The sequence below is a fragment of the Variovorax paradoxus genome, assembly GCF_030815855.1.
Taxonomy (GTDB): Bacteria; Pseudomonadota; Gammaproteobacteria; order Burkholderiales; family Burkholderiaceae_C; genus Variovorax; species Variovorax paradoxus_M.
On the sequence record NZ_JAUSXG010000001.1, the window covers coordinates 3,092,882 to 3,104,697 of the forward strand.

At 62.9% G+C, this 11,816-nt stretch carries 10 protein-coding genes and 1 pseudogene; 6 read left to right on the forward strand and 5 right to left on the reverse strand.

The genetic code is table 11. The features are described 5' to 3' along the window. Both QFZ42_RS14635 and QFZ42_RS14640 read right to left on the reverse strand, forming a co-directional pair. The gene (locus tag QFZ42_RS14635) at positions 1-525 is read right to left on the reverse strand and encodes a DUF2938 domain-containing protein (RefSeq protein WP_307701648.1); all 525 of its coding nucleotides are present in this window, start codon (positions 523-525) and stop codon (positions 1-3) included. Beyond that, positions 518-1,405: a class I SAM-dependent methyltransferase gene (locus tag QFZ42_RS14640; RefSeq protein ID WP_307701649.1), complete on the reverse strand. Its 888-nt coding sequence runs from the start codon at positions 1,403-1,405 to the stop codon at positions 518-520. Before QFZ42_RS14640 ends, QFZ42_RS14635 begins: the two co-directional genes overlap by 8 nt. A 72-nt stretch (positions 1,406-1,477) precedes the next feature. Between QFZ42_RS14640 and QFZ42_RS14645 the strand changes: the two genes are divergently transcribed. The 6 genes from QFZ42_RS14645 (at position 1,478) to QFZ42_RS14670 (ending at position 6,277) form a co-directional block, all read left to right on the forward strand. Next, complete coding sequence (locus QFZ42_RS14645) at positions 1,478-1,924, forward strand: helix-turn-helix domain-containing protein (protein ID WP_307701650.1); 447 nt, start codon at positions 1,478-1,480, stop codon at positions 1,922-1,924. A 26-nt stretch (positions 1,925-1,950) separates the two neighbouring features. Continuing rightward, the gene (locus tag QFZ42_RS14650) at positions 1,951-3,525 is read left to right on the forward strand and encodes a hypothetical protein (RefSeq protein ID WP_307701651.1); all 1,575 of its coding nucleotides are present in this window, start codon (positions 1,951-1,953) and stop codon (positions 3,523-3,525) included. 149 nt (positions 3,526-3,674) lie between these two features. Then, positions 3,675-4,013: a PRC-barrel domain-containing protein gene (locus tag QFZ42_RS14655; protein ID WP_307701652.1), complete on the forward strand. Its 339-nt coding sequence runs from the start codon at positions 3,675-3,677 to the stop codon at positions 4,011-4,013. A gap of 338 nt (positions 4,014-4,351) precedes the next feature. Then, positions 4,352-4,738 (forward strand): hypothetical protein, encoded by a 387-nt coding sequence (locus QFZ42_RS14660; RefSeq protein ID WP_307701653.1) that lies wholly within the window; start codon positions 4,352-4,354, stop codon positions 4,736-4,738. Next, positions 4,735-5,349 carry a BRCT domain-containing protein gene (locus QFZ42_RS14665; RefSeq protein WP_307701654.1) on the forward strand — a complete coding sequence of 205 codons (615 nt, stop codon included), beginning with the start codon at positions 4,735-4,737 and terminating at the stop codon, positions 5,347-5,349. The genes QFZ42_RS14660 and QFZ42_RS14665 overlap by 4 nt, the downstream gene beginning before the upstream one ends. 115 nt (positions 5,350-5,464) lie before the next feature. Beyond that, positions 5,465-6,277 (forward strand): hypothetical protein, encoded by an 813-nt coding sequence (locus tag QFZ42_RS14670; protein WP_307701655.1) that lies wholly within the window; start codon positions 5,465-5,467, stop codon positions 6,275-6,277. Between the two features lie 308 nt (positions 6,278-6,585). On the opposite strand, the gene QFZ42_RS14675 is transcribed toward QFZ42_RS14670, so the two are convergent. The 3 genes and pseudogenes from QFZ42_RS14675 to QFZ42_RS28325 form a co-directional block, all read right to left on the reverse strand. Next, positions 6,586-7,140, reverse strand: coding sequence for a tetratricopeptide repeat protein (locus tag QFZ42_RS14675; RefSeq protein ID WP_307701656.1), 555 nt, complete (start codon positions 7,138-7,140; stop codon positions 6,586-6,588). Positions 7,141-7,160: 20 nt separating this feature from the next. After that, on the reverse strand, positions 7,161-10,265 hold the full coding sequence (locus QFZ42_RS14680; RefSeq protein WP_307701657.1) for an RHS repeat-associated core domain-containing protein: 3,105 nt from the start codon (positions 10,263-10,265) through the stop codon (positions 7,161-7,163). A 594-nt stretch (positions 10,266-10,859) separates the two neighbouring features. Beyond that, positions 10,860-11,642, reverse strand: a pseudogene (locus tag QFZ42_RS28325) (DUF6531 domain-containing protein); the annotation flags it as partial. Between the last annotated feature and the right edge of the window lie 174 nt (positions 11,643-11,816).

The window sequence follows — 11,816 nt, forward strand, 5'->3', positions numbered from 1 at the left end:
CTAGCAAAAGCTTCGCCATGGCAAGGGGCCGAACAAGCTGCCGACGACCCAGCCGGCCGCATAGAGGCCAAGGCCGAAAACCCCATGTGTGACCAGGCTGTGAAAACGCGCTGCCGCTGGCCGTGGCGTGCGGCTGGCCGCAATGCCGGCGCCCATGCCGGGCTGCATCAGGAAGAACGGAGCCACCACGCTGCCGAATCCGACGATCAGCGCGGGCCCGAGCGTCGGGCGGCAGACCCAGCCAAGGCCCCAGAACGCGAGCAGCACGGCCGCAAAGAGGAATCCGGTCAGGTAGTGGGCAACCCAGCCGATCAGCCGCTCGCCCTTCACCGGCAGCGATGCGGCAATGGGGTGATGACGAAAGCGCCCCCGCGCCAGGTAGACGAGCCAGCGGCCCACCAGCGCATAGTCCAGCGAAAGCATGCCGAGCAGCCGCTTTCGCACCACCGCCCAGATGTCCATCAGCACCGTTGCGCCGCCGCCGATCAGAACAGCGCACACCAGATAGCTCGCGGCCTCAGACACGGGTGGCCTCCGCGGGCACGGCCGGCGCTGAAGGCGCCTGCGCGCCGATCATCCAGCAGGCGGCGGTGAAGCGGACCTCGGTGCCGTGCACATACGGGTCGAAGGCGGCGCGCACGGTGTCGACGACTTGCGCGCGCGTGCGCTCGTCGGCGTTCTGAAGAATCAGGCCCACCGGTCCGAGCCGCGTGAGATAGCCGATCAAGTCCCGTTCGGGCAAGGTGCACTCGACGTCGATCGGCCGGACGTCGATGCCGGCCCAGCCGCTCTCTTCCAAGATGGCGGAGACCCGCTGCCGGTCTGCGAAAGCGAACTGCCCCGGTCCGCCCGGCTGGCGCACGGGCAGGTTAGGCAGCAGCGGTGCCGCGGCGCGCTCGGCCGTCGTCATGAACGGATTTTCCGCGGCGCTGCGCCATGCGATGACGCGGAGCGCGGTGCCATCCCTCGCGGCATGCCGCAGGTTCGCAAAGGCCTGCACCGGGCTGTCGAAGAACATCACGCCGAAGCGCGAAACGATCAGGTCGAAACTGCCCGGCTCGAAGGCGTGCCTCTGCACGTCGCCGCAGATGAAGCTTGCCGGCGTGCCTTCACGCTCTGCGCGTGCGCGTGCGCGTGCGGCGGCGACCATCGGCTCCGAAATGTCGGCGCCGACGCAATGCCCTTCCCCGCCGAGCGCCCGTGCAACGGCGAGCGTGGTGGCGCCCGTGCCGCAGCCCACATCGAGCACCCGGTGCGCAGACGCGGCGCGCGCCTCGTCCACGAGCAGGTTTTCGAACGGCATGAACAACCTGTCGAGCGACTGCTGCGCATCGACCCAGGCCCGTCCGGCGGATCCGTTCCACAGTGCGGCCTGCTCACTGCTTGTCTCTTGATTGACGCTCATGATCGTTTTCCTTGCGTGCCTGTCGAGGCGGAAGCTAGACTGTGCAACTTCAAGTCGACTTGAGGTCAAGAGGTGGCAGCAAATCATCTGGACATCGCCGAAGTGGCACAGCGATCCGGCGTTCCCGCATCGACGCTGCGGTTCTACGAGGAAAAGGGGCTGATCGCCTCGACCGGCCGGCGCGGCCTGCGCCGCCTGTTCGAAGCGGGCGTGCTGGAGCGGCTGGCATTGATTGCGGTGGGACGCTCCGCAGGCTTCTCGCTCGATGAGATCGGGCACATGTTCGCGCCCGAGGGAGTGCCGCGCATCGACAGGCAGATGCTCGCGGCCAAGGCCGACGAGCTCGACAGGACGATCCGCAAGCTCAGCGCCATGCGCGACGGGCTGCGGCACGCCGCCGCTTGCCCGGCGCCCAGCCACATGGAGTGCCCGACGTTCCAGCGCATCTTGCGGGCTGCGGCGTACGGGGCGGCCAAGCGTTCGCCCAAGGCAAGTGCACTAAGATCCGCCCGCCCCTGAACTCGGCCTCCGGCCTTGCATTGCCCATGACGCATTTCCTGCGCCGCGTTCTCTGTGTCCTGCTGTGCCTGCCGGCATGGGCCTTCGCATCGGAGCCTTCTCCCTTCGCCGCCGCGCTGCGCGAAACGGCGATAGGCGGCAATGCAGCGCAGGCCTTCTTCCTCGTCGGCCAGTTGCGTGACACCGGGGCGCCCCGCGCCGACATCGAAGCCTTGCGCCGCGAACTCCTGCATGCGTACGTGGCGCAGATCGCCACCCCGGCCGCAGCGCCCGCGCCGCCCCGCCCCGGCGCATGGGAGTCCTTCAAGCGCCGCTTGCCCGGCATGGCACGCGCCCCTGAAGACACCGTGGCCGCCGCCATTGCGCGCGGCCACGCGCGAAGCAACGTGCTCGACGCCCCTTTTCGCGCCGCCTGGCAAGGGGCGCTCAACCAGGGGTTCACTCCGCGATGGGAGACCGGGGCTACGCGCGCCCCCTTCTTCACGGTGGTGATGCGCGACATGCAGCCCATTGCGCCTGGCGTGTGGGCCGCACCGGCGGGCGGCGGCGGCGTCCGCCTGATGCTGGCACTGCGCCTGGCCAACACCTCGGCGCAGCCGCTCCCTGTGTTCCGGCCCGACATCGTTCTGGGCGACTTGACGTTTGCCTGCGCTTGGGATGGCCCCGAACGGAAGCTGAGCGAAATGCAGGCCAATGCGGTGACCCTGGTGCAGCCCGGCGCAACGTCCGATCCATTGGCCTGCGAGGCGCAGCCCGCGCCCATGTATTGGCGCGAGCAGTTGCCGGCGCTCATGGCAGACGGCGCCAGTGCCGCCGCAAAGCCGCTTCTGGTGCCGCACGACATGGACAACGCCAAGCGCGTGTACCACCTGGAACTCGCGCTGAGAAACCTCGCGCCGCAAACCGAAGACTGGGGCCGGCGTCGGCTGGCCGCGCAGCAGGAACCCGCGCGGCAATGGGCGCCCGGCGCAAAGCCGCTGGAGCCTCCCGCGGCGAGCCGTTGGGCCGCGGGGCCGCACAGGGGCTGGAAGTCGTCTGCCGAGGCGCTGAAGAATTTCATGGCCGCCACCGTGCTCGCGCTCGGCTTGTTCGCCCTCGGGCGCGGCCTGCTGCGCGTGGGCATGCCGAAATTCGTCGTGGGAGCGGGTACGCTGCTGGCCGGCATGGGCATGACCGTGCTGGCCGCCGCCAGCCTGGGCGGCGGTGGCACGGGCTACGGCCATCCCCTGTACACCGGCATTGTCCTGTGGAGTGCCTACTTCGGCCCCGTTCTGCTGTGCGTGCTGGCGTTGCACGGCCTGTACAAGCTGCTGGACGACGAGGAAATCACTTGGTGGCAGACCGTGGTCAAAGGCTGGCGCCAGACGATGGACCTGGGTTCCGCCACCAGCCGCGCCGAGTTCTGGGGCTTTGTCGCCCACTGCGCCTGGCTGTGGGCTCTTGCACGCATCTGCCTTGTCCCGCTGGACCTCTGGATCGGCCTTGTGCTCTTGCTGCCGCTGGCCACGCTGACCGTGCGGCGGCTGCTCAGCATCACAGCGGCCGATCTGCTCTACATGGGCTTGACCGCGGTTGGCCTGGTGCTGCTGATCTTGATCTGACCTGCGCCGCCGCGCGGGCGGGCGGGCTCCTACAGAACGATCATCGCTTGGCCGATGCGCGCGGATTTTTCCAGGTCGAAAGTTGCAGTTCTGGGCATTGCAACATCGACGCCGTCATCCCCAGAAATGCCGGCCGGAGACATCCTTCCATGACAAGCGCCAATCCGGTTATTTCTTCAGAGCGAGTCGAGGGGACCGCCGTCTACAACGTGGCGGGAGACAAACTCGGCACCATCGACGAACTCATGATCGACAAGATCTCGGGCCAGGTCCGTTACGCCGTAATGGAATTCGGCGGCTTTCTGGGCATGGGCACAGACCGCTATCCAATCCCGTGGGCCATGCTGAAGTACGACACGTCGCAGGACGGCTACGTGGTGCCGCTGGACAAGGCGCAGATCGAGGGCGCACCCCGGTATGCGAGCGACCGGGTGCCTGAGTACGACGATGCGTACAGCGGGACGGTGGATAAGTATTACGGGCTTTGAAGGGCATATGGCCGCGGGGCTTTGGAGGAGACTGCGGCCATTGCGGACTCGTGCTTGCCGCGGTGCTCGAATGCATGCGCTGGGCGAGCTCCCGAGCTTTCGGGGAACTTCATTGCCTCCTTCATGGCTCTATCGTCTTAAAGATTCGAGCCTCCGCGAAACCCGGCGCGGTTCACTCCAGCTTTTATCCCGCACAGAAGCAAAGTCCGAGCAGCCGCACGCGAACGGGCCCTGCCATTGCTCCCAGTGATCTGAGGGTTCACGCGCATGATCGTGTATGAGCCGAGCGCTAAGATGCGCCCTGGATTTTTCTCGTACCTCCCTCGAATGGAGTGAGCATGATCGTTGAATGCAGTTTCAGCTCCGCCCCATCTCAAGGCGAGTCTTGGTCGGAACGATGGGGCGGCCCCGACAAAGGCCTCATCTGTTCTTGGCTCAGGGGAATCGAGAAGGCGAAGGAATCCCCCGAACTCGCCGGACAAGCTTCGCGCGGCGAATTACCAAGTCTGCCCTGGGTGGGTGGAGGTAAAGCCATCAAGGCGGGCAAGCGTGTCGGGGCGCTGCACTATCTGGCCATGTGGCAAGGGCTACGTGGTGACGACCTGAACATCGATCTTGTTGCAGGAGCCACGCGCACATGCACCCTGACCGGTATGGCTGTCACATTCACTGGAGATGCCTCTGCCATCTGGAAGGCGGCCGGCGAACCTGGAGGCATCGAGTGATCAACATTTACCAGCGCCAAGCTACAGCCTTCCGAAACGAGATGCGCACCTCATGTGCGGCGCTGGTCGGCATCGTCCAAGGCATCATGTCAGACGGCCATCTCAACGACGCCGAAATCGGCTTCCTCAAGTCATGGCTTACTGGCGCCGAAACAGTTGCGCTGACATGGCCAGGTACGGTGATCAAAGCCCAGATCGAAAGCATTCTGGCGGATGGGCTGGTGACCGAGGAAGAGCGCAGCCATCTCGCCGAAACCTTGCGTCAGCTCGTCGGCGGCAAGCTGGACGAGATTGCGGATGCGAGCTTCGTGACCGAACTGCCAATCGATCGTCTTGAAGGGATCGAGATTCCCAACAAGCTCTTCTGCTTTACCGGCGACTTCGTTTTCGGGCCGCGCAAGCTCTGCGAGCAAGCCATCGAAACACGCGGCGGGACGATTTCAGGCGTCAACAAGAAGCTGCACTACCTTGTGGTCGGGGGCCTCGGGAGCGCGGAATGGAAGCATGGCAGCTTCGGCACCAAGATCGAGAAAGCCATTCAGCACAAAGAGGCCGGGGTGCCGCTGTTCATCGTGCACGAAGATACTTGGGCCGCTTCCTTGCGCGGATGACGCCCATGGTCACCCGCATGAGCCTGCCACAGAGTAGGACCAGACGTTCATCGATGATTTCCGCGATTAGGCCCGGCGGGCTTCATATCACCTACTTTTGCCCATGACTCCCAACATGAGAACTGCTTCCGCCAAGGAACTGCTTCAAGGCATCAACGCCTTGCTCAATGCAAATGCGCTTTACGCGATCCTGATCCAGATGGGATTGGCCGAAGACGTTGAGTACAGATCGAGCACCGGAAGCGGAGAGATCAAGAGCTACACCCGGTTGACAGAAGCTGGCCTCTCCTACGGTAAGAACAAAGAAAGCGGCTTCTCTGCAAGCACAACGATGGTGTTTTACGAAAGCGCATTTCTTGCTCTTTACGCTGCAGCCTGCCAAGAAGCATCAGGACACGCGTTATCCCTGATGCCTGCGCTCCGCATAGACGAAGTGACCAAACACTCGGCTGTAGCCGAATTGGTCGAAACACCCAATCCAGCAAGTCCGACCAAGAAGCGAAGCCGGTCACAGCAGATACCGGATCCGACCGCACTCTTCGTTGGGTGGAGCTATCGCATCGAGCGCCACCATTGGGGGACATTGGGGGTGACCATGCGCACTTTCGTGAAGCAGAAGAAGCCATACACGGCCTGGGCGTTGGACACGCCGCCAATCTACGGATTCGAACAGGGCTACATTTTTTACTCCGCCGACGGAACTCGCTACCTCCAGATCGCCTCCGTCAATAGCGAAGACTTTGAAGTTCACACTGGACTGGGTGGCGACGACCGACGTGGCTACAAGGTCAGTGAAGAGGAACTAGTGAAATGGCTCGAGTTTGGGGAGTCGCCTCCCGAGGATCGCCGCCTATTTAAGGGCGAAGGAAAGGCCGGCGCCATGGCTTGGCTCATCGCAAGCCCAGGCCAAGATCAACCAACTGAGTAGCCAGGCTGCAAGCAACGTCGATAAATGCGAATGGACTCGGACCTGCTGCCAGTAAATGCGAATCCGCCGAGCAGTTTGGAGCGCGCAGTCTCGAACCCCGCTGTCTCACTCTTGCTGCGGCACGGCGTTATCGCGTGGTTAGGCGCTCCGCAACTTCGCGTGCACCGAGATGCCGCACCGCCGCAAGGCTTTCGAGCCGCGCTGCCCGCTGACGCCTTGTTCCAGCCCCAAGCATTCCTCCCGGTTTTAGCGCTTATCGGTTGGCGCGAGTCTCTGTGCGGCAGCAGGCGGCTTTTGCTGCTGCGCTTTCAATGCGTGTACTGTCGAAGGACTTGCTCGGCCTGTTTGAAGCCTTTGTCGGCGGCCTGCTTGAGTAGCGCGATAGCCTCTTCCGTGATTTCCCCATTCCTGAACTCGCGCAATGCAAAGGTGTAAAGCGTTTCAGGATGGCCCTGTTCAAACGCACGCAAATACCACTTCTCACTAGTCTCTGGATCAACCGAGTAGTTGTACTGCCCGGTCGCAAGATACCAAGCGAGATGATGCTGCGCGTCACCATGCCCATTTTGGGCTGCGGCCTCGAGCCAGTAGTTGGCTCGTTTGATATTCAATGGCAGCAGATCAGCAAATCGGTAGTGCTGACCTACCTCCCACTGCGCTACAGCGTTACCGCTTTCCGCCAGCAATTCAAGTTGCTGCATTAGCTCGTCGCTCCGCTTCAAGTCGACTGGAGTTCCTTCACCATTTCGATACCACAAGGCAGCAACGTAGCAAGCGACGGGATCGCCATTTTCAGCACAACTCTCCATCAACCGCAACGCTTCCTCATTTCGATCTTCGTCATAGGCGGTCATGGCGGCCATGAACTGTGGGGACGGAATCATCACTCGTTACCTCGCCCACCGCTTCCCGCGCTACCCGGACGCATCGGAATCAAACGCAGGAGCTGATTGCCCGTGGGAACACCGCGGTGGAAAACTTCTCGATTGACTCGATCGAAGAATTTTTTCTGCCCGTCTGTCAGGTTATCGCATGCTCGTTGCATCTGTTTGCTGCTGTCAAAGATACGTTTATCGTCTGGCGTCAGCGGCTTCCAAGTCTCTGAAGACAGGCGTGCCTCTCTGCCAGAACTGTCGCGTAGATGGAGATGATAGTTCTGGCCAGGACCATGTCGTGCGTGCTCAATGCCGCCAGCCTGGGGCCCGGGATATGCGTTGAAAGCGACACCGTCGCCTCGATAGATTTCGAGCAAACCTTCAGGGTCCGTGAACATGAGCGGATTCCCACTGACGTACCCAAATCGATTCCACCCCCCACCAAGTCCAATCGGATCCGGCTGACTGTACCTTCCGGTCCTGGCGTCGTAGCTCCTGAAGTAGTTGTAGAACAGCCCCGACTCCTCATCCGCATATTGCCCCGGATAGCGCAGGTTGAACTTCACCTCGGAGACGCTGGTGGTGCCCGGGTTCGGTGTGGTGTCCAAGTTGGCAAATCGGCGCTTCGCAATGGTCGGCTTGTCCTCCCCGAACGCGCTGTAGCTCCACTGCCAGACGGGTTGCCCATCCGCGTTGCTGAGTTTGCGCGGCGTGTTCAGGTGGTCGCTGTGCACCGCATAGGTGGCGCCGTTGATCACCGCCGCCACCGGCATCGGCCCGTGGGCCGTCGGCAGGTAGATGTAGCTGGCCTGCCCCGCACTGTTCGCGCCGCCGCTACCGGCCTCCGAGATCAGGGCCCCGTTCTCGTCGTAGACATAGGCGTAGCCCAGCTGCTCGGCCTGGTTGGTCGTCGGGTTCCACAATTTGGTGAAGAACGCGATCAAGCTCTGCATGAAGCCGGGGTCGGCCTCGTCGCCCTGGCCCGGTGGGTACAGCGGCTCGGTCTTGAACACGCGCTGGCCCAGCGCGTTGTGCGCGTAGCGCGTGGTCGGGCTCACGTCGGTGGCGCCGGTGGTGGCCGCGGCCAGCCGGCCCTCGGCGTCGTAGGTGTAGCTCCTGAGGCCGTCGCTCACGAGGTCGCCGTTGGCGTTGTAGCCGTAGGTGACGCTGGTGCTGCTGGCGCCGTTGATGCTCTGGGTGAAGCCGGTGAGGCGATTGCTCGTGGCGCCCACGGTGTAGCTGCGGCTGGTGCTTTGGGTGCCGAGCACCCTCGTGCTGCTGGATCGGTTGCCGTTGGCGTCGTAGCCGAAGCCGGCGGTGCTGCCGGTGGCATTGAAGCCGGTGATGCGGCCCACGCTGTTGTAGCCGACGGTCCAGGTGATGTCGCTGGCGCCGATGGTGCTGTGGGTGGGGTCGGTGTCGCCCGGGGCGTAGAGGGTCTGCGTCAGGCTGGTGATGCGCCCGGCCGCGTCATAGACGTAGCTGCTGAACTCGGTGGCGGTCATCCGGCCGGCGGTGTCGTAGCTGCGGCTGGCGGCCAGGCTCGGGCTGGCGAAGGCCCAGGTCCAGGCGGTGGGCTGGCCCAGCGGGTTCCAGGCGATGCCGGTGACGAGGGGATTGCCGTTCAGGCTCAGGCCCGTGAGGCGGCCGGTGGCGTCGTAGCTGTGGGTGAGCAGCCCGCCATTGTTGGGGTAGCCGATGCTGGCCAGCGTGCCGTTCGCGTTGTAGCCGTAGCTGACCTGCTGCACGCTGCCGTTGGCCAAGGTCTGCTTCTTCAGGGTCACGCGGCCGAAGCTGTCTCGCGTGTACTCGGTGGTGCCGCTGCGGTCGACGATCTCGGAGAGGTAGCCCTTGCTGTTCGCACTCAGGTCGTAGCGCAGGGTGGTGGTCTTGCCGTCGGCGAAGACCAGGCCGGTGGGGCGGCCCAGGGCATCGCGGGTGATGGTGGTGGCCTGGCCGAGGGCGTCGGTGATCTGGCTGGGCAGGCCCAGGGCGTCGTACTGGGTGCTGGCGCCACCGGTGTCGGCGCTGACCTCGGCCGTCGCGTTCCCTTGGGCATCGCGCGCGTAGGTGGTGGCCACGCCCTTGAAGTCCTTGGCTTCGGTGATGGCGTCCAGGGCGTTGTACTTGAGGGTGGCGGTGGCGTTGGCCGCATCGGTCACGGCCTTGACGCGGCGCAGGCCGTCCAGGGTGTGCTGAGTGCTCTGGTTCAGCCCATTGGTGGTGCGGATGAGTTCGCCGTTGCCGTCATACCCAAAAGTGTTGGTCTGATTGGGGCCTTCGGATTGGGCACTGAGCCGGTTGAGATTGTTGATCGTGCGCGCGGCATTCCATGCCACGTTCCCAGCGCCGTCCTTGATCTGCTCGGCGGTGCGGTTGCCCATGCCGTCCAGGGCGTAGAGCCCGCTCTCGCCGCGGTTGTTGCTCCAGCCGATGAGGCGGTGGGCGGCGTCGTAGGTGTAGGTTAGGACCAGGCCGGTGGGCAGCGTGATCGTCTCGACGCTGCCGTAGGGCTTGTAGGTGAGCGTGGTGGTCTGGCCGCCGGTGGTCTGGGTCAGGAGGCGGTCGCGCAGGTCGTAGGTGTAGGTGGTGGCGAGACCATTGGGGGCGGTGGTGCTGACAACTCTGTTCGCCGTGTCGTAGGTGTGGCTGGTGACGTGGCCCAGGGCGTTGGTGGAAGTGAGGACGTTGCCGCGGAGGTCGTAGGTGTAGCTCGTGACGGCGCCGTTGGGCTCGGTCGCGGTGGCTACGAGCTGCTGGGCGTTGTAGGTCCACTGCCAGAGCTGGGCCTGGTTGGTCGTGGTGTCGGTGACCGTGCGGGACAGCGTGTTCCCAAGAGTGCCGTAGGTGTAGGCGGTGGTGCGACCAGCTTCGGTAACGAGAGTGGGCAGCGAGAAGGTCGGATGCCACTGGGTCGTGACGGTCTGCGCTTCGGGAGTGCCGGAAGCGTGGACCACAGTGGTGGGCAATCGACGGACAACGTCCCAGGTCGTTTTGGTGACCACCCCATTGAAGTCGGTTTCGCTGGTGATCAGGCCGTTGGCGTCCTGCACGCGCCAACCCATGTCCGGGTGCCTCGATCCTGATGGAAGCGTGGCATAGCGAACCGCCAAGTTGCCCAAATCGACTTGGTATCGATACTCCCGTGTTGTCCCCAGGGGATCTTTGACTTGAGCCCCAGCACCCGGGTAACTGACTTCATAGCGTTCGACACCGCCTGCCCGTTCGGTGCTAACGGCCTGGCCTTGGCTGTTATAGGCGAAGGTGCTCCAGCGGGCACCCGCTTCATCAATGATGCCGGTGAGAGCGTTGGGGTAGATGCTGCTCTCGTAGAGGAAGCCTCGGCTATTGCCGTCGGGATACAGGACTGTGGACAGTCGACCCTGGGCGTCGTAGTTGTAGCCGATGACGCGCCCCTCGGGGGTGGTGACGGTGGCCAGCTGGTTGCCGGCGTATGCGAAGACGAGAGTCCTGCCGAAGCCGTTGCTCACCGTCGCCAGCCGGCCAGTCCCGTCGTATGTGTAGGCGTAACCGAGCCCGCCGCGCTCGGTTCTGGTCTGTAGCTTGCCGTCGGAGTTGAAGGTGAGAACACTGTCGTCCTCTGTTCGCTTGTAGATCCAAGCACCGCCGACTTCGGTCAGCACGTCGGCCCCGTTGCTGGTGACCCATGTATTAGAGAAGCCGGCTTGCTTTGTGAAACTACGGTTATGTCCCTCGGGCATAACGACAGAGGTACTCAGGCCGTCGGACGAGTGAACCAACTGCCAAGCATGGTTGTGACCCCAACCTGAGCCCAGCTTTGCCGATGTATCAACAGCATCTAGACCCCAACTACTTCGGTAAGTGCGCAAAAACGAGAGAGGGGCTACCCCTCCGTCTTGCCAATCATTCTCGGCCTGGTATTTCTCTTTCGTGGCTGGCAAGATCGGATTGCCCGCTGACAAACCATCGGGCGTGCATTGCCCAATCGGTTGTTTCGGCTGCGCAGGCCGGCACGCAAATGCAGCGACATCATCTTGCAGGCCCTCCTGACAGACGCAACTGCCCATATACAACGTGCTTTTGCTCGGGCAATCCTGTCGATAGCCGATGTGCGCATATGAGAAATTCTCTATTCCTAGTTGACCTGCGGGCTCCTTCCAATACAGATCAACGATGCATCCAGTCTCCCCGTTCAGTCGCGGATTTTTCGCAATCCAAGGATATTGGCTTTGCGGGAGCGGTCCATATTTCGCGTTGTTGTAATTGACGATGTCAACGCAGGCCTCTAGAGCAGTTGGGAAACCGTCTGGATGAACGGTATGGTCGGCTATATATCTGACTTTCGGCGGAATCCCGGCGTGAGCGGGAGGGCCAAGAGCAGCCAATACTAAAAGCGTTCCGCAAAACTTGAAAAATGCGCTTATCCCCTCGGGGCGACGGAATTTCCACCATTCTTTCACCGAGCCGTGCATTGACCGCTCAATCGGAGCGTGATTTCGCTTATTCATGCGACCTCCCTGGAGTTTTCTCGTCTACGTGAGCATTGCCAATTGACTGTTGTCGTGGCGCTCAATCGCTGAACGGTCAACCGCCCCCTCAGGCGACACGCGCATGGCGCTACCGTACAACTTGTTTCAAGATAGCCGAAGGCCTGCTGTCAGACAACAACAATTCAAAGCCGC

Bases quoted from the DNA above. Each gene is read 5' to 3' on its own strand.
- QFZ42_RS14670 (WP_307701655.1), top strand. From the start codon at position 5,465: ATGAGAACTGCTTCCGCCAAGGAACTGCTTCAAGGCATCAACGCCTTG.
- QFZ42_RS14650 (WP_307701651.1), top strand. From the start codon at position 1,951: ATGACGCATTTCCTGCGCCGCGTTCTCTGTGTCCTGCTGTGCCTGCCG.
- QFZ42_RS14655 (WP_307701652.1), top strand. From the start codon at position 3,675: ATGACAAGCGCCAATCCGGTTATTTCTTCAGAGCGAGTCGAGGGGACC.
- QFZ42_RS14640 (WP_307701649.1), bottom strand. From the start codon at position 1,405: ATGAGCGTCAATCAAGAGACAAGCAGTGAGCAGGCCGCACTGTGGAAC.
- QFZ42_RS14675 (WP_307701656.1), bottom strand. From the start codon at position 7,140: ATGGCCGCCATGACCGCCTATGACGAAGATCGAAATGAGGAAGCGTTG.
- QFZ42_RS14660 (WP_307701653.1), top strand. From the start codon at position 4,352: ATGATCGTTGAATGCAGTTTCAGCTCCGCCCCATCTCAAGGCGAGTCT.